We start from the raw sequence: 21,383 nt of genomic DNA on the forward strand, positions 1-21,383 counted from the left end.
AGCAGAAGGGGATCACATCTGGTCCGGCGCCGATATGCCCAAAAGCTGCAGTCCGTTGCGCAGCACTTGCTGGACAGCTTGCATAAGCACTAATCGGGCAGCCGTCAGTTCCGGCGTCACCCGCTCACGCTGTCGCGACGCTGAATCGCTGTCACATTTCGCTCCATCATCCTGCGCTTCGCCCTCATCCGAGGAAGCGAGGATACGGTGCTTGTAGTAAAAGTTGTGTAGGAGACCGGCCAGTTCTTGCAGATAGAACGTGAGACGATGAGGCTCCAAGGCCACCGCGCTGCCCTGAACAACGGACGGATAGGCCGACAGCTTACGGATCAAACCCAATTCGTCCGAGTCGCGTAAGAGTCCCAATTCCGCCCGGCTCGGATGCGGTATTGGAACGCCCCGCGAAGTGGCCACCCGAAACAGACTTGCGATCCTGGCGTGGGCATACTGCACATAGTACACGGGATTATCCGCGGTTTGCTGCTTCGCCAGTTCCAGATCGAAATCCAGATGCGTATCGGGCCGGCGCATCAGAAAATAAAACTTTGCGGCATCCGCCCCAACCTCGTCAATCACCTCGCGCAGGGTGATGAACTCGCCGGCGCGCTTTGACATTTCCACCTTGCGCCCGCCTCTCAGGAGGTTTACCATCTGCACGAGGACAACCCGTAGGCGATCCTTCGGATAGCCAAAGGCTTCGAGGACGGCCTGCATACGTGGAATATAGCCGTGATGATCGGCGCCCCATACGTCGACCAGCAGGTCGTATCCCCGAGCGAGCTTGTCACGATGATACGCCATGTCTGCGGCTAGGTACGTATATTCTCCGTCCTGTTTTCTGACCACCCGGTCCTTTTCGTCGCCAAATTTGGATGAACGGAACCACCAAGCCCCGTCCTTCTCGAAGAGCAGATCTCTCTCTCGCAGTTCTTGCAGGACCTTTTCCACTGCGCCGGCCGACAACAACGCAGCTTCGCTAAACCACGACTCAAAGGCGATTCCAAACGCCTCAAGATCTTTTCGAATCCAGCCTAAGAGTTCACGATAGGCCAAGTCCTTGATTCGCTCTTCGGCGAGGTCGGCCGGCAGATCGAGCAAGGTCGTTCCAATTTGTTCCTTCACATGGGTTGCTACCGTTTGGATGTAGGCTCCTTGGTAGCCGTCCTCGGGAAATCTCATGATCCGGCCGCACAGTTCTCCATAGCGGGCATAAACCGAGGCTCCTAGCAGTTTCATCTGCCGTCCTGCGTCATTGATGTAGTATTCGCTCACGACGCGATGACCTGTCGCCCGCAAAAGATTCACAATCGCCTGTCCGATTGCTGCTCCTCGACCATGACCGACATGCAGCGGTCCCGTCGGATTGGCACTGACATACTCGACAAGCACCTGGCGTCCTTGACCCAGATCGGTGGAACCATAGGCCTCTCCTTGTTCTTCGATCTCCGCCAGCACTTGCAGCCACACGTCCCGCTTGACAGTGAGATTGAGAAACCCCGGACGGACAACGTCAATCCGTTCAAAGAGAGCTTCACGTTGCGGGATATTGTCGACGATAATTTGGGCGATATCTTGTGGCATGCGCTGCTCGGATGCGGCGAGCGTCATGGCGACAGTCGATGCCAAATCCCCCCACTCGGGTCGCTTTGGCGCCTCAAGCGTAATGGCTGGGAAAGAGTCTCCTTTCAGCAGTCCTTTGCGTTTCGCTTCAAAGAGCGCATCGCTAAGCGCCCTCTGTACCTTCCGTCTGACAATATCAAGGGGCACGTCGGAATCCTCTAACCCGGCAAGAATCAAGGAAAAACCAAACTGGCAATCTAGCACACCTTACAAGACGTGACAAGGCAGCGGCGCAGGCTTAGTCGTCGAGGGAAGACCGCTCAAGAGGTCCATGCACGTCGCAATAACCCGCTCCGCAGAAATCTCAAGACAGGGTTTACGCGTGCACTGTTGAACGGTTTCCCATGTTCGACACTGACAGGCATTGCCGGTAATGACTTTTACATTGGATCCTCGAGGCGCCCACCGCTGTCTGTCCGTCGGACCGAACAGCGCAACGGTCGGAGCACCAAGAGCGGCAGCCAAGTGGGTGATGCCGGAATCATGACCGATATAAAGAACGGCCTGTGCAAGAATTCCGGCAACCGTGAGCAGATCAAGGTTCCGGATAACCTCAAGCGGTTTTGAAACTTGATTGCACACTAACCTGACCATGTCCGCATCCGCCGGTCCCTGGATCAAGATCGGAACCTTCGCATCCGCTGCTAATAAATCCACGATCTTTGCAAGTACGGCCGGCTGGCAGCATTTATGTCGGCTGCCGCTCCCGGGATGAACCGCGACGACCGGATGACCGTCGCGAACGCCCGCCTCTTTGAGCCATTTACGTGCGCCTTCAATGACATCATGGGGAAGATTCAATTTCCTGTCATTTCTTTCCCCGGCAACACCTTCCACAAAATCCAACCGAATGGCGCGGAGTAATCGATCACTCTGGTGCATCGGCGGATGATCGGATACTCGAGGAGACTGAACGATCACACGGCGAACGCCGAAAGCCTGGAGCGTAGACCTGACACAGCCGGTCGTATCGCTCATCCAACACACCGCCTCGTCACATCGGACCAACCAGTCTTGAAAATCCGGAGTGACGAATTCCGGTCCGGCGAACAGCTGTGCCAAGAAACTCGATTCAAGCGAGAAACTCCGGTCGACCTCGCCAGCCCGACAGTACAGATTTCCCACCTCGCGGCAGGTCAGCATTCCGCATGCATGCCCCGGGTAAGCCCTCCTCAAGGCACGAATGGCGGGCAAAGCCAGAATCACATCTCCGAGCCCCCCAGGATGCACCAAAAGAATTGTCCGAAGCACGGGCGAACCTTGTGTTTAGCTTTGTCCGGATTGCCTGAGTTGACGTTCCGTGAAGAGCGCCCTTGCAGCTTCCAGGTCAGCTGGCGTGTTGACGTTCTGAAACGACAACAAGTGTGGATCGAGCCCAATGAGTTCGTCCTCTTGAACCAGCCGCACGTTCAGCTCTGTTAAGGAGACCAGGCTTTGCATTTTCAGATTGCCTGCACGGGCCATTGCCTCGAGCGGACCAAGACAACGCTTCGAGTACAGCGCATGCATGGGTTGAAGTCCCGTCGTCAGGCGAGCCATGACGACGTCCGCACCCTCATTCAAGGCCGCCATATAACGAATTACCTTGTCGTTAAGAAACGGCATATCGCAAGCAGCAGCGAACACACGGGGATAGGTCGCACAATATAGCCCTGTGTAAAGCCCGCCCAGGCTTCCGGATTGCGGAATCAAGTCGGTCACCGTGCGCCAACGCAACCGCTTCAAAACCGGCGTTTCCTCCGAAAGTACAAGGATAATCTCGGCAAAGAGCGCTCCCATGGTCTCCAAAACATGGTCAAGCAGGGTTTTCCCGCCGACCTCGAGGAATCGCTTGTCGCATCCCATGCGTCGGCTTTTCCCTCCGGCTATGACAATACCGGATACGCCCTGCACACTTGAAGAAGACGAACCATATTTCATAGACCAATGCCGCTTTATAAAAATGGCTCTTCAGGCTTTCGTGCGGGTTGGATAGAGATCCAGTCCTCCACAAGGGAAGTCGATTGCGGTCTTGAAGTGCTCGACGTGGCGGAAGCCGTGGGCAGTCTTCTTGACCCACTGGATCGTGGCATTGACCGCTTCCTGCCCCGCGTTCGTGAGCCGATGCGTCAGGTACGTCAACACGTTCGGAAGATGCCGTCGGATCAGCTTGGCGACCTCGGCCATCGGCCGGAGCCGGCTGTGCGTAGTGCGCCAGAACCAGCGCGCAAAGAAGTGCTGGGCGGTCCCCTGGTAGGCACAGTCCCAGAACTGGCGGAAGCGCTCCTTGAGGGTCCAAGCCCGTGCCACCTTGAGATCGCTGCGCTGCAAGGTGCGAAACGTGGCCCGCTGCTCGGACGTCATGTCCTTGGGGCGCATGAGCCAGAGACACTTGGTCCCTGTCAGCCGGTGATCCCCCGTCTGCTTCAAAGCCCGATGCTCCGTGCGGCGGACCCGGTCCACGGCCACGTGCAGGTGTTTGGCCACGTGGAACTTGTCGAAGATGATCTTAGCCGCTGCCCCATCGAGGGGGGCCTGGGTCGACTGGATATAGGGCCCCCACATGTCCATCGCGATGGCTTCAATCCCTCCTCGTTGCTCCGGCGTCAGCGTGCCCCAGAAGCCATCTAGACTCTCTTGCTTCCGGTCTTCGGCCAGATAGAGCACCCAACTGCGCTCAAGATCGGCCACGACGGTGAGGTACCGATGCTGCTTCGCGGTGGCCTTCTCATCGACACAGAGGTGCGTGACGACGTCCTGGGTGCGGCGGCTGAGCCCGCGGGCGACGGCCCGCTCCTTGATACCCCAGGCCTCATCCCAGGTGATGCGCAGCAGCCCTGCAGCCCCATTCACTGAACACTCCCGCAGCCAGTCAATGGCCAGACGCTCGAACCAGGCGGTGAACTGACGGCCGGGCTCCGCTCAAGGCACAGCGATCTGTTTGATTCCATGGGTCGGACAGCTCACGCGGGGGAAGTCCGACGGGATCTCCGTCATGAACTGACAGGTATCCACATGCCGCTACCGGCGGCGCTTGCGATCATAGCCCGGGACCGGTTCCTGACACTAGGGGCACGGATAAGGCCCCGGTCCGGCCTCGACGGTCACGGTTACCTGCTGCCCCCTTCACATCCAACTCCACGTTGACCACGGTCCACGAGGCCCGCAGGCCCAGCACCGCTTGATAGAGTTGAAAGTCGCGCATCGCTCGGGTCCTCCTTTCGAGGGTCCAAGCATCGCGCAAGTTGAGTCAGTTACCCGCACGATTTCCCGACGAGCCATAAAAAATAAACAAAGAGGGGGTGGGATTCCACCCCACCCCCTCTTTACCACAGCTTAGATTTCCTTACTGCTCGGAGAAGACTTAGATCGTCTTCCCTTTCCTCTTGTTTGCCCGGCGGGCGAGAACCCAGCCCTCAAGAATCACAATACCCACCGCGATCAAGGTTGGGTAAATGTACACCTCTTTTGGAATAGGAGGCTCCAGGAAAGTATAGTAGAAAGCGGACACGGACATTTTCCTACCGGCATCGCCGTTATGGCCATCCCAAACGAAAAACACGGTGGGGATATATTTGCCTACGTCGAATTGAGTGTCCTCTTCGTAATCACCCTTGAGCGGACGCGACACCATCAGCGTCCATTGACCGTTCTTCCATTCGGCCTTTCGTACCTTGATCTTTTCCTCAAAATCGTCCCGTTCCTCAAAGTCCTGATCCCAGCCGGTTCCTTTGAACGCACGAAGAGAACCGTCCGCTTCCCATTTGATGATGTCAACAGCAAACTTCTGATCACCCCATAAATATCTCGGCTTAAACGGCGGGGGAATCTCCTGCCACTTGATCGGAAACTGAAATGCAAGCGCGTCGTTGTAGACCGTGTACTTGTTTTGATTCGCAGCAATTGATCCAGCCTCACCCGTCTTCGGGGGCTGCTCCAGCACTCCGTACTGCTCCACGTTCACTTCAGTCGGTTGCCAGGGTGGAGGTTCGGCTGCCACGCTCTTCGAGCGGTCGTCCCACTGGAACAAGAACACGATCTCTTTGTCGTTGTATAGCGACTTGACCCAAACGTCGTCAATCCGGGTCACGAAATTCCTGGGCTTGTGTGTAATCTGCCCGCCCAGCGCGACATAGCGCCGAACCTGTTTCTTCCACATTTCGCTTTCAGGATCATCTGAAATTTCTCCTTCAACAGGACCGGAAGGAATAACAAAGTTGATCTTCGGCTTATCCGTCAACGGATCGATCGGAAGGGGGTTTCCATCCTGATCTCGCTCACACAGCGAATTCACAAAATTCGCGATGTGCCAACGCTCTTCAATTGTTGTGTTGTCTGCAAAAGACGGCATCGGTGTGCCATTGATCCCAGTCGAGAACGTCCGGAATATATTCTTCACGTTGTAAGGATCTTGCCGGCTTCCTCTGAAGTTCCAACACTTATGCCAATCCGCCGGCTGAATGGGGAATCCCCAGTCGTCCTTTAAGTTAAAGGCATTGCCGTCTCCCCGCCCCTCAACTCCGTGACATTCAATACATTTTTTGTCAACAACCAACTGCGCACCCTTTTCAATGCTCTCCTTGCTGGGCGGAATCGGCTTGATACTGTCAAGTTGGAGGACCGTCAGGGTTTCTGTATCCTTGTCAGTAAACTTACGGTCCTTGACCAACTGCGTTGTCACAAACGAGAGTACCTGCAAGCGCTGTTCTTCCGTCAAAATGCCTTCCCACGGCGGCATAGCGGAGCCGGTCAAGCCGTGCGTGACAGTTTCAAACAGATCGTTTTGTCCTTTGATCGGCTTTCGATAATCAAATAACGGGAGCTCACCGCTGGCTGTGTGACGAATCTTGAACGTGCCTTGGTTAAAGTTTCTTGGTCTAGGCCAAAGCCGGTCCGCTGCCGGACCATCGCCAGCCCCATCCACACCGTGACACCACACGCATTTCGTAAAGTAGACGCGTTTGCCCGCTTCAATCATCTCAGCAGGAGGTTCCGGAGGAAGTTCGACTCTCTTAAAGCCCTCCGGCAACCCACCGCCTTCTTGTGCAAAAGTCGACACTCCGGCACTGCCTGAGACCATCACAAATCCTACGGCAGCGAGCAGCACCAGAGTTGGTGTACCTTTTAAGCCCTGCTTCCTCATCGGTAACCTCGCATCGTTCATCACGTTCGTACACTCTTGATGAAGTCAGACCGCACCCTAGACCGACGTTAATCCCAAGTCCGAGGATAATAACCTGTATGCCAATACTCAAAGAGAATGACCTTCCAAATCTCATCCGTCGTGAGATGTTGCTCCCAGGGTGGCATCACAGACGCCCATGGAAAGCCTTCATTAGGCAACCCAATCCCACCCTTCGAAACCCTCCAGAAAATGAAGGTCTCTTGAAGCTGGGCGATCGTTCCGGGATCGGTGAAGTTGGCTGGAATGGGATTAAAGGCAAATGCGTGGATACCGCGGCCGTTTAAGTTGTCACCGTGACAGAAGTGGCAATTCTGGAAGAAAATTTCTCCGCCTTCCCGAACATACTTCAGATATCCCTCCGCTTTAGGATCCCAAGGATTAGCGTTTGGCTTCATCAAGCGCCCCATCGACTGCTCGACGATAAGACTGTTGGTGAACTCTTGATCATACTTACCCTCAAGATTCACGCGATAAGGGTTCTGTGCAGTCTGGAGCACGTAGCTCTTTCCATGGACCTTGGTGCTCGCCGGAGGAGCAGGATGCACGGTTCTCAGCTCAATGGGCTCTTCTGTCGTCGGCTTCATCGACATGTACGAAAACCCACCGATGAGAATGGGCAGAAGAACCAAATACACATAGCGCAACACTTTATTGAATCCGCTTTGGGCATCGAGCACATTCAGGATGGGCTGTTTGAATTTCTTCCAATCTTCTTCGTTGCTCGACATCCACATGAATACGGCGATCAGCGAAACCGTGCCGTACATGGCCCGAACGCTGAATGGAATGGGTGGATAGACCCGGTACTTCAGATAAAGCAAGATAAACGCCCAGAAGAGAATCCCCTGCCAGAACCGGGGGATAGCCATTCCCATCGAGTTCAGGAAGTAGCTGAGCCCTGCAAATCCCGCCACAAACAAGGCAAGCTCGAAGAGCATTTGCATGGGCATATAACCTTCGACCAAGCGCACGGTGTTCGAAGGGATGATTCCCAAGACCATGCCGGTCAAGAGGAATAACCCAATCACTCCCACCACTGCCCCGATTGCCATTAATGCTTTCATCGGTTCACTCCCTGTGCTTCAACCGTGAAACGCCTCGCGCGTGTCATGAAATCTTCGGGGGCTCCTTACCCTCTTTGAGCTGCGAGAGATAATCAACAATCTTCTTCAACGCCCCCGCGCTTAACTTCTGTCCGAACACCTTGGGCATCGTGTTGTCAGGAAATCCTTTCACCACATAGGTGCTCGGTGAAATCACCGATTCCATAATATATTCTGGGGTAGATTTAGCCGTCCCTTTGTACTCCGGATCTTTAAGGCGTAACGGCGCATTCGTCCCCTCGACCAACTTGGGACCGATGGTCCCGACAGCGCCTGGAATACCCGGAATCGTATGGCAGGCCACACACTGTGCCTTGGCGAAAATTTGGTCTACCGGTTCGGAGCCGTCTGCCAACAGAGCTCCCCCACCGCCCTTGGCTTTTTCGTCCTCCGCTTGCTGCTTGGGTCGATCAGACTCCGGAATGAATTTCTCGTAGGCCTTGATGATTTCCTCGTACGAAGGGGGTTCCTTCCCCTCACGAACAAACAGCCAGGTGTCCACTGCCGCCAATTCAGGCAGGCTCAAAGAAATAGGCGGCTTGTGAATTTTCGGCATCGGGCTTTCTCGATCGTTCGAGCCCTTAACTCCGTAACCGGCGACTACGTAACAACTCGGACAGGCATGGGACTCTGCGATGTATTCGATCGCGCTTTCCGCCGTACCGGCCCCAGGGAACGATTCCTTCTCAACAGTATCCCGCTCCTGCGGCTTACCTTTGTGATACCGCGGGTCCTCCAGCCGCTCCTTTCCAGCCCGATCCGGAATTCCCAGCAAGTTCGGCGCACGTTCCCCCAACATCCCCTCATGAAACGCATGACACAGCGGGCACTGCCCCTTTCCTATTGCTCCCTGCACCTTGTTTTGGCCGATTCCACCAAAGATGATTTTCTCTCCTTCATCGGCCAGCTGTTGCGGAGTCATAGCGCTGAAATCAAGCTTCTCTTCTTTCGGAGGGAATCCGCCTTCCACCTGAGGTAGCCAATTACCGTATCCGGAAAGCGCGGCGGCTACCAAGAACATGAATCCTCCGATTTTCAGAAGAGCGCTGATATTAGCGAAATACAGTCCCATCATGAAGCTGAGAGCGGTGATCATCGCGAGCGAAACGGGCAGCAACCGCGATTCGCCAAAGAAATTCATCTTATAGTTAGCAATCGCGATGAATAACATGATGGCCGCAAGAATGCCGATAAACGTCTTAAAGACCGCTCGACGGTTGGCCTCGGGATCCTTGATCGAAACCTTGAAATAAATCATTAGGCCGACCAGCAAGGCAAAAGCCGGCCAGCCTATTGCGAACGCTTCCGTAAGCAGCTCAACCACGGTTCAAACCTCCCACGAGAGGGGAGAGGCGCCGGACAATCGACACCCCTCCCCAATAATGCCACAAGCCACAAGAGCGGTCGGGACTTTCAGTGACCGACAACCGGCTCCGGCGCTCGACCAGGTACCGGAACTTTGGCCTCGACAGGAACCTTTTTGACGCCGAGGGTTCCAAGCCAGAAGACAAACAGGATACTGATCCAGAAGAACAGGACGTTGAACGAGATCATATTGGCTGCAAACCCGATGGTATGGGTATAGGCCCAGGGCGAGTTATCCCGCATGATCTCGTTGACATGCCAGAACAAGCGCACAGACGAACGGATATACCCCATCAACCCCATCATCCAGGTAAAGGCCGTCGCCAACATAATGAGAGCATATTGAGAACGGGCCGAGATCTTACCCCACTCAATCGGGCCCGTCTGCTTAGCTCCTTTCATCATGACAGCATTCAAGGCTGTCATAAAGAAGAGACAGGATAACGTGGTCGCCACCTGTGGAACAGAGAGCCCGATGCGCACATTGGCCGGAATATAGTAGCCGTAAATGGCAAGCCAAATAATGTTGACGTATGCCCAGAAAAAGAAGGTGCCCATGAAGATATTGCCGAACTTCGCCCAAGACACCGTGGACACCTTATTCCCTCGCATGTACCAGATAAAGCTCAACACAGTAGTCGTGATGATTACGTTGATTCCGCCGTTTTTGGCGGACATCACGCCGTAATTCCCCAGCACGGGATGCTGCTGCCCGCCCATGGCTTTGAGCTCAGCAGGCGTCATCACCATCGTGTGCGGCGTAATGAAGATGAGGAATCCGCACACCAGGATAAACACCAGGTACTTAATGTACTTCTGGTATTTTTCGGCGCCTCGCATCCGACCCAGAGCTTGCCACAGATAATAGTTGCTGCTCAGAAAGAGAATTCCAATCATGGTCGCCTGGATGATGAAGAGCCAAGCCAGCAACCCTCCCATAAGGGTAATACCCATTTGCTGACGATAGGCATACACTTCTCTCATCAACCAATACCCGGCGAATGGCAATGGGATCAGGAACGCCACCCCAATCGCCATGGCGATGTAACCCATCCAATCGTAGTGAGCACGCTCCTCATCGGTTTTAGCGGACAAGAATCGATACGCCGCATAGGCTGCCACGACGCCGCCGCCGAACGCCATGTTTCCAAGAATACGATGGACGTTCAGAGGATTCCACAAGGCAGTGTGAATGACATGCCAGATGTTGCCCAAGTAGCGCCCCTGCTCATCAACTCCGGCCGGCGACATCATGAACCCGATCCAGGAGTTTGCAAGAAACATCAACACCGTACCAATAACGTTCAGGATGACCGACATGCTCAAGTGAATCCACTTGAGGAATCCCTCCTTCATCTTGTCCCAACCGTAGTAGTAGATGTAGAGGGTTCCGCTCTCGGCCACGAACATCAGCGCGTAAATGTGCATCACCGGGCGGAAAATGCTCGAGAGGTACCCAAAGAACGAAGGGTAGAGCGTCAAAAACGTAAAGATCAGAATACCGCCCAAAATCGCGGTCAAAGAATACGCGGTCAGACTGATCTTGATGAAGTCATAGGCCAACTGATCATACTTCTTGCCCATGGCCCTGTCTTTTGACACAACCCCCATGAACTCAATGATCATGCAAAAAATCGGAACCGCCAGCACGAAGCTTCCGTAGTACAGATGCTGCTGGTTGGCAAACCAGAGGAGTACCCGGCTTTCGAAATTGTACCGGGGATAGTCCTTCGGACTGTCCGTTGTCTTCGGAGCTGGGGCACCAACAACGATCCCCTCGGTCTTGTAATAGACATCCCGACCCTTCTCGACTTTCTTCTCAGCTTCGCCACTTCCCGCCTGGGTCGAATCAGGCGGCGGACCGCCCGCAGGGGCTTCACCACCAGCGAACACAGGAACTGAGAGAAGAATAGGCAGAAGGAGGAGGCCAACCATTGCGCTGAGCGCCATGATTGACATAATCTTCTTCCGGGTTACGCTACCCATGGCTTACCTCCTTGATCCGTCACACTCGCGCTGATTATGTCACGCTTCTTGAAAGCCACTCTACAAATGAAAAAACTCAACTGACCATCTGTTTGCAGTTCTGGACGCCAATCTAACCGTGACAGCGCCGGCTGTCACGGTTGAACGCGCTTCCGCTCCTACTTCCGAAACAGATACCAATAGTCCAAGCCCTGCATATCCATTAAGAAATGATCAACGGCGGTGAAATAGATCAAGCAAATCACCGTTGAAATCAAAATATAGAAAATCGTCTGTCCCATTCTGACCCCTCTCTCGCCAAAATTGTCATACGTGAAATCTGATGACTAGCTTGTCCCATGAGCTCGACAAGCAAAAAAGCCCGTGCTCTCAGCACGGGCATTGTATCCCGGCAAACCAATAGAAGAACCACAGGCTTACTGCACACGTGATATAAAAAATCATCTTGCCGATTTTGATCTTCAACTCCGAATCCTGGCGAACTGCTTCAGCCATGCTCTTCTCCTCTGATCTTGAAAGGGGCGATTTGGTTCAGTGAAAACCAAGCCGGTTTCTTGACACGCTATACGGGCTATGTTAATGAAATTCCCTCACTTCTAACGGCGCGGAGCGAGAGAACAATGACGAAAAATTCAAAATTGTTCGACATTATAGTTTTGGCCGGTATGGTTGTCAACATAATTTTGGCCGTATTTCTTATTCTCTATTACTTTGATTTTCTGTAAGTTTTACCTCTTTTATGTTCTGTACTTCCGGCTTGTTTTTACTGACTGAAACGGCACACCGAAAGCCGATTGTTTCATCTCGAAAGTCCGGGACCATTTTGCTCCGGCTGGTGATTCGGAGATCCGAGCCTGTGCTTGTATATCCCCCACCTCGCAGGACCTTAAAGACCCCAAACTCCGGGCCCTGAGGGTTCCTGTGGTCTGATTCCCTGTAGGCATTTTCCTGATACCAATCAGCCACCCATTCCATCACGTTTCCAGCTCCATCCATAACACCGTACGGACTTCGATCTCCGTGAAACGTTCCTACGGGAGCGGTCACTTCATATCCATCGTTGAGACGTGCCCAGTTCGACACCGTCAGATCCATGACATTTCCCCAAGGCCAAAGGCGGCCGTCGGTGCCGCGCATTGCTTTTTCCCACTCGGCCTCCGTCGGCAAGCGCTTCCCTTTCCAGCGACAATAGGCGTCGGCGTCCTCCCACGATACATACACAACCGGCTGGTTTGGTCCGCGCATACGTTCCATATTTTTGGCGTAGCGAGAGGGTGGACCCGGCTTTCGATGTCCAGTTGCGGCGACAAACTCTGCGTAGTGATGATTTGTCACCTCAAAGCGATCGATCAGATAAGCGTCCAGATAAATATTGCGTTCAGGCTGCTCATCAAAACCACCGCTTCCGCTCCCTCGGATAAACGGTCCGGCAGGAATCAGTACCATCTCTTCTTCGATCGGCTTTTCGTCCCTTCCCGCTACCATCGTCGTTTCGGAAACGGCGGCAGGGAACGGATTGTCTTCTTCGACCGGCGGCAGCGTAGTTCCGCGAAGAATGCCCATGATCGGAAGGCTCGCCGCGGCAAGCACGGCCAGAAGGAGCGCCACTTTGAATTTTGTTTCCAACATGGGCGATACAGTCGGTGCGGGAAGGTGTTTTCAGGCTTAACGGGAAGGTCGTGTTTGCTATGAAGCGCTGGCGGCTTCACCCCCATCTTTCGCGCAGCGAAAACCGATGGTGCTGTCCGTTCGCCACATTCTTGCCTGGAACCGCTTGGAAACCCTGGCTCCCTGCGGTGTTTCTCGCCAAGACCCTCCTCGGATCACCTTATATTCTCCTTCTTCAGGGCCCTTAGGATCGCGGTAGGGGGTTTTTTGATAATAGTGTTCGTCGTAGTTATCGGCTACCCATTCAGCGACGTTCCCGGCCATGTCATATACCCCGTAAGGACTACGGCCGCTCTCGAACGAACCGGGAGGTGCAAGATACTTAAACCCATCTTCTTCACCATCGACATTCGCATGACCAACGCCGAAGTCGTCACCCCAGGGATATCGACGACGCCCCTCGCCGCGCGCAGCCTTTTCCCACTCGGCTTCGGTCGGTAGCCGCTTGCCGGCCCACTTACAATAAGCCACCGCATCGTTCCATGACATTCCGATGGCCGGCAATTCCGGCTTTTTGATCTTCGCAATATCATCTTCGAACACGGGAATGAATGGTTTCCCGCGTTTGGTCATCTTTACGAATCGCTCATATTCGGCCTGCGTCACTTCTTTTAGATCGATATAATACGTTCCCAAATAGACCTGATGCTCGGGCGCCTCGTCAGGATCGCCTTCGGCACTTCCCATTCTGAACGGTCCTTCAGGGACCTGAACCATTTCACGGCCATCATCCCCCACAATGATCTTGTACATCGAATAATCTTGCTTCGCGACAGCCGTAGCTTGACGACTCTCCGTCCTGATCGTGGCCGCCAGTTCTCTCATTCGTTTGGACTTGTACGACTCGTACACCAATCCGACGATCATCAGGATGAACGAGGCGAACACAAACACAATGGAGCTAATAAGGACCGCCCTATTTTCCATGGCTCTCCATAGTCAATTCAGCCTCTTGAGAGAAGGGGCCCAGAAGAATGATAGGATCAACTTTCCTTAGCGATTTTCGATCTTCATGCCGGCGGATCTACTGGTTTCGACGCCTGCTTGCGGGCCGCACGCAGGTCAAGCAGCATTGACGCCTGAACTCCCAGGAAACCTCCCATCGCAGCCCCTGCACCGGCTCCAACCGAGATCTTCTCCGCACCGGCTAGAAGCCAAGCGAGCCCACCGCCTAACACCGTTCCAAGCAGAATGCTTGACAGGAACCGCCGGCCTCCGAGAAATCCCACCACGGTGCCAAGAACCAAACCGACCCCGGCAGCCACCGGTGCTGAAGCCCCTCCCATAATCATCCCGATCATGACCCCTACCGTCCCCATAACGATGGCACCGAACACCATGTCGAAGATCTTTTTAGCCGGAAACTGACTCGCTCCCGAAGGGTTACTCATCTGAATCAACCAGGCTGCGCCTCCCCTGTGCTTTTTCCTTCTTTTTCCTTATCGAGCTGTCATTGCGGCTATCGGGCCGATGTCTACGTCCACACCGGGACCGGCGAAAATCGAAATACCCCAGGCCTTGTCGGCCGGCTCATGATGATGAATGCGTTTGAAGTCCTCGTACACATTGACTCGTTCTTCCACCCACTGACCGACGGCACTCATCCCGCTTTGCACGACGATCTCCGACCCGCTGAACATGCCGCCCTCGGTCAATGTCCCCTCTGCCTTGCTGGTGCTCCACACATATTTCGTGAAGACCGGGATAAAAAGCAGGTCGGTGTCCAACGAGGCGTACACCGCTACGATCGGTTCAACCCCATTGGGGGCCTTGTGCAGGCGCCATTTCCAAACAAGGATCGGATAGGCTTTGGGATCCCAATCGATGTTTTTCTTTTTTATGCGTTGGCCAGCATCTCTCACCGCCAGATAATTGAAGCCGGCATCAGCCTGAACCTTGTATGCTGCTCGCCCCTTGGACCGACTGCGCTGACTCTCATGCTCCCACTGCGCTGGAAATCCATCAGCTTCCTTGGCCTGAAAGTCCTCCAACATAATCTGCGAAGGAGCTTGAACCGAGGAAGGCAACACTACCGCGCTCCAGACTCCCATCGCCCCCAACACGAGCGACACAACGGTCTTCGCAGTGCGCATACCGAACCCAATCACTCGCTCTTCTCAAGCTTCACGGGAGGCGGACGGCAGAAACCCGGCTTCTCTTTCGGCATCCAATTCCACACTCATCGCTGCCTGTTGACCCCGTTGGCACACCCAAAAAAGGCCCAGCACTGCCACCCAGAATACCACCATATTGAGCGTGACCATCTTCGCCGCAAAACTTAACGGAGGCGTGAAGGCCCAGGGCGACAGATCCGCCATCAATTCATTCACATGCCACGAGAGGCGCCCGGAGGATCGAATGTATCCCATCAGTCCCATCACCCAGGAAAACGCCGCAGCCAGGCCGAGCAGTCCGACCATTCCGCGAAGGGATATCTTACCCCATTCGATTGGACCATGAACCTTGGCGCCGCGCAGCATGGCCTGGTTGATAGCCACACCGCCGATAAGCACCGTCAATGTCGTAAACGCCTGCGGCCAAGACAACCCGACTCGGATGCTCGCCGGCAGATAAAACCCATAGACGGACAGCCACAGAATATTAAGGATTCCGACCGTGAACAGCACAGCCAACACGCCGTTACCGGTTCGGATCCACGAAATGGTCATCGTCCGGTTCGCCCTCCGATAGAAGATGTAGCTGAGCACGGTGAGACAGATCATGACGTTGACAGCACCGTTTTTTGCCGACATGACGCCGTAATTCCCAACGACCGGATGTTGTGCTCCGCCCATCGCCTTGAGTTCGCTGCCCGTCATCATCACGGTATGCGGGGTCAACCACACGAAAAGACAACCCATGAGAGCCCAGACCAAGTATTGGAAATACGGCTGATACCGCTCCCCGCCGCGAATTCTTCCCATGCTTTGCCAGAGATAGTAATTGATCCCGAGAAACAACGCGCCGATCAGCAGCGCTTGCACGACAAACAGCCATGTCAGCAACCCGCCCATCATCGTCATGCCCATGCTTTGCCGGAACGCGTAAACCGAGCGCATGAGCCAGTAGCCCGCGAACGGCATCGGCAAGAGCGCGCAGACTGTTACAAACAAAAAAACATAACCCACCCAGTCGTAGTATGCGCGTTCCTCGTCACTCTTGCTGGTGAAAAAGCGGAAGCAGGCGTAAGCCAGCACAACCGCTCCGCCGGACATGATATCCGCTAGAAACCGGTGCACATTGAGTGGGTTCCAAAGCGCCGAGTGGAGCAGATGCCAGACATTCCCGAGATACCGTCCGTCAGCATCCACGCCGGCCGGCGCCATCATAAAGGCCGCCCAGGCATTGGCCAGCAATAACAAGGCGGTACCGAAGGCGTTGGCTATCACCCCGATCGCGGCATGGCCCCATTTCGCGGCGGGAGAGGCTAAACGATCCCAACTGTAGTAATAGATGATTAGCAACAGCGATTCGCCCACGAAGACGAGCGCATAGGCCGGCATCATGGCCTTGAACGTCCCGCCCATGTACCGCATGAAGCTCGGATAGAGCGCAATGAACAGCCAAAGCATCACGCTGCCGACGACCGCGGTAATGGAGAGGGCGAGCAGAGCGACCTTTAACAAATCCCGCGCGAGTCCTTCATACCGAGCCGCATGCACCCGATTGCGTGACACCAAGCCCAGGAACTCCAGGAGCACGCAGAAGATCGGGAGGGCCAGCACGAAACCGCCGAAATAGGTGTGCTGCTGCGTCACAAACCAAATGAGGATCCTGTTGTCCAGCGACCCATACCGAGGATAGACCGTTTCATTCGGAGAGGGGGCAGGGGGGCCCACCGGCGTGCCCGCGGTCTTATAATAAATATCTTCGGATATGCGAAGCATGCTTGAGTCCCGCTTGATCTCGAAACCTGAAACCCAGGCCGGTCCGAACAGCAGAACACTGCCGAGCAAGATTCCTGCCGCTTGTTTTCGATAGTTCCTGCGCATGACGCCTACAATTCCAATGATTTTCCTCTCGACTCACCGGATGCCAGATCGGCTGACCGGAGTTCTCGTGACGACCTGGATAAAATGCCCATGACGAACGGGCAGCGCAAGAGCGATGCGGGAACGGTCTGAGCCAAACGATCCTCGACCGATCGACGGTATCCGAGGTAATACCCATACAGACTCATCAGACCACCCACTCCGCCGGCCATGAGGCCCAGAGTCGGCCGGCCGATCGTTTCCAATCGCAAGAGATAGATCCCGACCCCGATCACTGCGAGATAATACGTCGCCGCGAAAGTCAACCCTGGCCACCACCAAAACTTGAACAACTCATTCCATGCTGTCTCGCTGAGAGATTGCAGCCACCCGCCAGACCGCTGTTGCCCCCCGAAGTAGGCAACGACGGCCAGCGACCCAGCGGCGGCTGTGACCAGAATCAACTGCCAGAGCAGCGTTCGCTCCGCATCGACGACGCCCGCGCCGGCAAGTGCGAGCACGGTACAGGCAAACGCGCCGACAACTGTCCACCAGCCAACCCGTTCCGCGTTTTCCCGGATGAGCAATCGGAGCTGCGTTCCATCAGGGAATGTGGGAAAGGGTTTTCCGTTCTGTTCCAGCCGGCGAACATGCCCGATCTCAAAGGCGTCACGGGCTACGGAAGTACAGGCAATGATAATCGCCATCATGGCAGGCCCATCAGGATGGGCAAAGAAATCATAACCGACCACTATGCGCAGGAGCGCCAAGACCAGAAGAGAAAGCTGAACGCCGTACACAAACCCGACCCAGCCGAGCAGCCAGGTCGCCCGTCTTACGCCATCTTCCCGCCAAGCTCGGGTTGCAACCTCCCCTCTCCCGACCCGGTATGCCCAGGCCGCAGTCACCGTGGAGATGAATCCGCTGACGCCGAGCATCACCAAAGGATGGTCCAGCGGGACCACGGGTTTTAATGCCCGATAGACGCCGAACGCCACAAGTCCCGAAAACAACATTGTTTGCCGTTTTCGTTTCCGAACTTCGTCCGCGGTGACGGTCAGAGTCAAACTGGGAAGAACCCTCAGTGCCAGCCGGTGCAGCATACGATTACCATGTTTCATGAAGCATTGTATCTGAAGCGTCTGAATTATCGGATCGGATAGGCTTCACGTTCCACGCCTTACATTGCTGAGACCGAAATACCTGGCCTTGACTTCCTCCATGAGATCGACTGTGACTCGGAGCAGTCCCCGTTCCATTGCCGTCCGCTCCAATTCGACACGAGCCATCGCACGGACGGGCGTCGGCACATTGCTCAAACGCCGTTCCGCCTCAGGATCCCAGGCAACAGCCTCTCCCTGCTGGGCTCGGGCGATCAGCTCATAGGTGACGACGCGATGATTGCGGGCTTTGGCGTAACACTCGACCTCTTCCTTCACCAACGGCGCCAGATAGGGCGGCATCCGATCCAGACGATGCCGCGCGTCATCGGTCCACATGAATCGGTCGACGAAAGCGATAGCACGATCGGCCGGCAGGTCGATCCCCACGCGGAACCCGCATCCGCAGCATTTCGACCGCACAAACCAGCGCTCGATCCCAGTTGCATCGATGTGCTCTTCGATGCCCTCCGTATGCATCCATCTCCCGCAGCCGCAGACCAGAAATGCAACGCTGAACGCAGAACGCTGGTTGATAAACGGAAGAGCCATTTTCGCTTCAGCATTCATCCGTTCCCCTGCATCGTTATTTCGCCGTCATCCGATGTCATCCGATTTTCCCGGGAAATAGGATGTAAAGCATTGTGTAGGTCGTGCTGCCGGTCACAAACAAGATACAGTAAATGATCATCGTGAAGCGGCCCAAGGCGCGATGTCGATCGGCGCCGTTCGGCCAGATGCGCTGGATCGTCGTTTCGATCCCCAGTACGAGACCGACAAGGGCCACGAATCCGAGATACACTTCCAGCTTGCGCATCGAGAAACCGGCGGTCGCCGCGCGGAATAGGAACAGCATAACGGCCAGTCCGGTGAGACCGCCCAAAATCATCCCGATCTTTTTCCCAGAAGTTTGCAAGTGCGCGTCCTTCAGCAACCTCCGGCCCTGAACAATGGCTTGGGTACGGAATCCGAGCACGATCATATAGATCGCCATGACAAGCCCGATAATGACGAGAATGATGTGCACGGTGAGCAGAGGAATGAAGACATAGTCGTAGAGCTCCTGAGGCCCGCCAAACCCCTCTTTGCCCTCAACCGCCAACACGCCCAATTGCCGGAACAGATAATAGCTCGTGAAGAAGGCGAGCATGGCGACCATGCCGCCTAGCATCAACCAATGGTGCGCGTGACCTTGCCCACGCCGGGCTTGAAACCAGCCGACCAGAAAGAGTCCCGTAAACAATGTCGCCATCAATTGGCTTAGATCCGCTCCAAGTGTGGCGTGGGTTCCGAAGAAACCGGGTTGCTTCAGCCAATCGGTCATAAGTACGCTTTAGGACACTTTGTTAATGTCGCGATTCCGTGAAGTTCTCATCGATTTCGTCAAACACTGGATCACGCTTCATCCTTGTTTCACTCCCTCCACCACCGCCGTCGGTTCCAACTCACGGACCGATTCAAAACCGGCCTCCGTCATCCATTTGAGTGCATCTGCGGTCGTGTAGCAGGCCCCTCGCTCCGTATTCACGAGAATGTGCACGGCAAACGCGGTCGTCCAGGCCGGGCTGGTGCCGGACTGATCGAGAAACCGGTCTTTCACGATCAACCTCCCCCCGGGCAGCAGATGCGCGAACACCTTTTTCACCAGTGCCGCATTCGTGGAAGAATCTTGGTAGTGGAGAATATCGGACATCAACACTGTGTCGTAGGAGCCGCCCAACGGATCGCGGTTGAAATCTCCTGGCAACAGCTTGATGCGATTCTCCAACCCGGCTTCTTTGATCGTGCGTTCGGTCAGGCGGAGCGTTGCCGGCAGATCGAAGACCGTCGCGGTCAGGTTCGGATAGGTCTGGCAAAAGGCGATGGCATTGGTTCCAGCTCCGCCGCCGAGGTCAAGCAACGTGCGCGCGCCGTCCAGTTTGAGTCGTTTGGCCAACTCCGGTCCGCTCTGTTGTCCGATCCGGTGCAAGACAGAGAGAACATTGCTGCCCAACTCAGGATCCGTTTCGAACACATGCCGGCTGACCGGCGATCGCCCGGTTCGGACCGCTTCTTCCAATTTCCCCCAGTTGTTCCATTCGGCATCATGCAACAACAAAAGATGGCCGACATACTGAGGTGCGCGTCTGACCAAATAACGCCGCGCGGTCTCCGTATTGGCGAACCGGTCTCCCTCCTTTGTCAAGACACGCATGGCGACCAAGGCATTCAACAGCAATGTCAGGGCCCGCCTGTCCGCTCCGATCCGCTCCGCGACTTCATCTGCGCTCTTCGCTCGACCCTCCAATTCGGAAAACACTTCCAGTTTTACGGCTGTAAGCAGGATCTTGGTCTCCCAATAGTATCCGAGTTGGAAAATTTCGGCGAGGGACAATTCCCGCGACACACTCAACCCTCCCAACCGGAGAAGCTCGAAGGAATGCCGAAAGTTTTCTATGTTACCCGTCCAAGAAAGGCAAAGGCAAGAACCAGAGAGCCTGGCAGGATACAAAAACAAAGGGCAGCGATCTACTCAGACCGCTGCCCTCGTGCGGCAGTCATTGCGTGGCGGCGAGGCGCTTACTTCTTTATCTCGGCCTTAACCTCGGCTTTCCCGCCTTCCGGCACATCGACGTCGATCTCAACTTTTCCCGCAAAGGGATGCCAGGCGACCAGCTTGTGCTTGCCCGCAGGCACGTCCTTGAGCTCGAACGTCCCGTCGTCATTCACCACCGCGTAATGCGGATTGGTGACCGGGAGAAAGAAAGACTGCATGAACTCGTGCTGGTCGCATTGCAAACGGAATATGGCGCCTTTCTTCCGCAACACCACGGGCTTGTCAAGTTTGGAACCCTTTTCGGCCAGACCGATGTTGAACACCGTGGTCGAACTTGAACCGAGCACCTCAAAGGAATGCGGGTTGTGCAGGACGCCTTTCACCGATTTCGGATCATCAGGGTCCGCGTCATGGTTCTCGACGTGGAAATTCTTCTGTCTGACCACCACACCGGTATAGGGCTGGAATTCGCAGAACTCAGCCACCACATCCGTACCCTTGTAGCCGTCCATGAAAGCCTTGTCCTCAATATCTGCGACAGCCACGACCGCGGCCTTCAACCCGCCGTCTTTCGCCACTTCGATGGTCTTCAGGATGCGTTTATCGCCTTTGGCTAAATCCGGCTTTTTCCCCTCCGTGCCGATCTTCGGGCAGAATTTTGGATTGGGAAATTTGGAAAAAAGAAACTCCTTCTCCTCGGATTTTCCATTGTACGTCACCTTGCCGGTAATCGTACCCCCGGCAAGCGCGGTGAGGGGCACGGCCAAAAAGGCCGCGAGCGCCGCACCAGAGACCACTGTCCACACACCC

General features: G+C 55.1%; 18 protein-coding genes and 1 pseudogene. All 19 read right to left on the minus strand.

The annotated features are described in order from the left end of the window. Window positions 1-12: 12 nt before the first annotated feature. The gene (argS, locus tag ACWHTU_RS14000; RefSeq protein WP_447859993.1) at window positions 13-1,767 is read right to left on the minus strand and encodes an arginine--tRNA ligase; all 1,755 of its coding nucleotides are present in this window, start codon (window positions 1,765-1,767) and stop codon (window positions 13-15) included. A 60-nt stretch (window positions 1,768-1,827) separates the two neighbouring features. Next, on the minus strand, window positions 1,828-2,763 hold the full coding sequence (locus tag ACWHTU_RS14005) for a glycosyltransferase family 9 protein (RefSeq protein WP_447859994.1): 936 nt from the start codon (window positions 2,761-2,763) through the stop codon (window positions 1,828-1,830). Window positions 2,764-2,886: 123 nt separating this feature from the next. Further along, complete coding sequence (locus ACWHTU_RS14010; RefSeq protein WP_447859995.1) at window positions 2,887-3,540, minus strand: molybdenum cofactor guanylyltransferase; 654 nt, start codon at window positions 3,538-3,540, stop codon at window positions 2,887-2,889. Between the two features lie 30 nt (window positions 3,541-3,570). Further along, window positions 3,571-4,509: pseudogene (locus tag ACWHTU_RS14015) on the minus strand (ISL3 family transposase); the annotation flags it as partial. Window positions 4,510-4,639: 130 nt separating this feature from the next. Then, a complete protein-coding gene (locus ACWHTU_RS14020; protein WP_447859996.1) occupies window positions 4,640-4,804 on the minus strand; it encodes a hypothetical protein in 165 nt (54 codons plus the stop codon). A gap of 159 nt (window positions 4,805-4,963) precedes the next feature. Continuing rightward, window positions 4,964-6,763 carry a c-type cytochrome gene (locus ACWHTU_RS14025; protein ID WP_447863370.1) on the minus strand — a complete coding sequence of 600 codons (1,800 nt, stop codon included), beginning with the start codon at window positions 6,761-6,763 and terminating at the stop codon, window positions 4,964-4,966. A gap of 47 nt (window positions 6,764-6,810) precedes the next feature. Next, entirely contained in the window at window positions 6,811-7,848 is a 1,038-nt protein-coding gene (locus tag ACWHTU_RS14030) for a c-type cytochrome (RefSeq protein ID WP_447859997.1), read from the minus strand. Window positions 7,849-7,891: 43 nt separating this feature from the next. Continuing rightward, on the minus strand, window positions 7,892-9,211 hold the full coding sequence (locus ACWHTU_RS14035) for a c-type cytochrome (RefSeq protein ID WP_447859998.1): 1,320 nt from the start codon (window positions 9,209-9,211) through the stop codon (window positions 7,892-7,894). Window positions 9,212-9,300: 89 nt separating this feature from the next. Then, the gene (locus ACWHTU_RS14040) at window positions 9,301-11,238 is read right to left on the minus strand and encodes a cytochrome ubiquinol oxidase subunit I (RefSeq protein ID WP_447859999.1); all 1,938 of its coding nucleotides are present in this window, start codon (window positions 11,236-11,238) and stop codon (window positions 9,301-9,303) included. Window positions 11,239-11,934: 696 nt separating this feature from the next. Then, complete coding sequence (locus tag ACWHTU_RS14045) at window positions 11,935-12,867, minus strand: formylglycine-generating enzyme family protein (RefSeq protein WP_447860000.1); 933 nt, start codon at window positions 12,865-12,867, stop codon at window positions 11,935-11,937. 57 nt (window positions 12,868-12,924) lie between these two features. Continuing rightward, window positions 12,925-13,833 (minus strand): formylglycine-generating enzyme family protein, encoded by a 909-nt coding sequence (locus tag ACWHTU_RS14050; RefSeq protein ID WP_447860001.1) that lies wholly within the window; start codon window positions 13,831-13,833, stop codon window positions 12,925-12,927. 83 nt (window positions 13,834-13,916) lie between these two features. Next, complete coding sequence (locus ACWHTU_RS14055; RefSeq protein ID WP_447860002.1) at window positions 13,917-14,246, minus strand: hypothetical protein; 330 nt, start codon at window positions 14,244-14,246, stop codon at window positions 13,917-13,919. A gap of 99 nt (window positions 14,247-14,345) precedes the next feature. Further along, window positions 14,346-14,999 (minus strand): DUF3047 domain-containing protein, encoded by a 654-nt coding sequence (locus ACWHTU_RS14060; RefSeq protein WP_447860003.1) that lies wholly within the window; start codon window positions 14,997-14,999, stop codon window positions 14,346-14,348. A 24-nt stretch (window positions 15,000-15,023) separates the two neighbouring features. Continuing rightward, window positions 15,024-16,793: a cytochrome ubiquinol oxidase subunit I gene (locus ACWHTU_RS14065; RefSeq protein ID WP_447860004.1), complete on the minus strand. Its 1,770-nt coding sequence runs from the start codon at window positions 16,791-16,793 to the stop codon at window positions 15,024-15,026. Between the two features lie 110 nt (window positions 16,794-16,903). After that, the gene (locus tag ACWHTU_RS14070; RefSeq protein WP_447860005.1) at window positions 16,904-17,893 is read right to left on the minus strand and encodes a hypothetical protein; all 990 of its coding nucleotides are present in this window, start codon (window positions 17,891-17,893) and stop codon (window positions 16,904-16,906) included. Between the two features lie 150 nt (window positions 17,894-18,043). Next, window positions 18,044-18,517, minus strand: a complete 474-nt coding sequence (locus tag ACWHTU_RS14075) for a PCP reductase family protein (protein ID WP_447860006.1) — start codon at window positions 18,515-18,517, stop codon at window positions 18,044-18,046. A gap of 127 nt (window positions 18,518-18,644) precedes the next feature. After that, window positions 18,645-19,361, minus strand: coding sequence for a DUF420 domain-containing protein (locus ACWHTU_RS14080; protein WP_447860007.1), 717 nt, complete (start codon window positions 19,359-19,361; stop codon window positions 18,645-18,647). Window positions 19,362-19,439: 78 nt separating this feature from the next. Continuing rightward, window positions 19,440-20,423 carry a methyltransferase gene (locus ACWHTU_RS14085; protein WP_447860008.1) on the minus strand — a complete coding sequence of 328 codons (984 nt, stop codon included), beginning with the start codon at window positions 20,421-20,423 and terminating at the stop codon, window positions 19,440-19,442. A 173-nt stretch (window positions 20,424-20,596) separates the two neighbouring features. After that, window positions 20,597-21,340: a carboxypeptidase-like regulatory domain-containing protein gene (locus ACWHTU_RS14090; RefSeq protein ID WP_447860009.1), complete on the minus strand. Its 744-nt coding sequence runs from the start codon at window positions 21,338-21,340 to the stop codon at window positions 20,597-20,599. Window positions 21,341-21,383 lie beyond the last annotated feature (43 nt).

The organism is Nitrospira calida (assembly GCF_976986435.1).

Bases quoted from the DNA above. Each gene is read 5' to 3' on its own strand.
- ACWHTU_RS14005 (WP_447859994.1), bottom strand. From the start codon at position 2,763: ATGCTGACCTGCCGCGAGGTGGGAAATCTGTACTGTCGGGCTGGCGAG.
- ACWHTU_RS14010 (WP_447859995.1), bottom strand. From the start codon at position 3,540: ATGAAATATGGTTCGTCTTCTTCAAGTGTGCAGGGCGTATCCGGTATT.
- ACWHTU_RS14020 (WP_447859996.1), bottom strand. From the start codon at position 4,804: ATGCGCGACTTTCAACTCTATCAAGCGGTGCTGGGCCTGCGGGCCTCG.
- ACWHTU_RS14025 (WP_447863370.1), bottom strand. From the start codon at position 6,763: ATGAACGATGCGAGGTTACCGATGAGGAAGCAGGGCTTAAAAGGTACA.
- ACWHTU_RS14030 (WP_447859997.1), bottom strand. From the start codon at position 7,848: ATGAAAGCATTAATGGCAATCGGGGCAGTGGTGGGAGTGATTGGGTTA.
- ACWHTU_RS14040 (WP_447859999.1), bottom strand. From the start codon at position 11,238: ATGGGTAGCGTAACCCGGAAGAAGATTATGTCAATCATGGCGCTCAGC.
- ACWHTU_RS14045 (WP_447860000.1), bottom strand. From the start codon at position 12,867: ATGTTGGAAACAAAATTCAAAGTGGCGCTCCTTCTGGCCGTGCTTGCC.
- ACWHTU_RS14050 (WP_447860001.1), bottom strand. From the start codon at position 13,833: ATGGAAAATAGGGCGGTCCTTATTAGCTCCATTGTGTTTGTGTTCGCC.
- ACWHTU_RS14055 (WP_447860002.1), bottom strand. From the start codon at position 14,246: ATGGTGTTCGGTGCCATCGTTATGGGGACGGTAGGGGTCATGATCGGG.
- ACWHTU_RS14060 (WP_447860003.1), bottom strand. From the start codon at position 14,999: ATGCGCACTGCGAAGACCGTTGTGTCGCTCGTGTTGGGGGCGATGGGA.
- ACWHTU_RS14065 (WP_447860004.1), bottom strand. From the start codon at position 16,793: ATGCTTCGCATATCCGAAGATATTTATTATAAGACCGCGGGCACGCCG.
- ACWHTU_RS14070 (WP_447860005.1), bottom strand. From the start codon at position 17,893: ATGTTGTTTTCGGGACTTGTGGCGTTCGGCGTCTATCGGGCATTAAAA.
- ACWHTU_RS14075 (WP_447860006.1), bottom strand. From the start codon at position 18,517: ATGCATACGGAGGGCATCGAAGAGCACATCGATGCAACTGGGATCGAG.
- ACWHTU_RS14080 (WP_447860007.1), bottom strand. From the start codon at position 19,361: ATGACCGATTGGCTGAAGCAACCCGGTTTCTTCGGAACCCACGCCACA.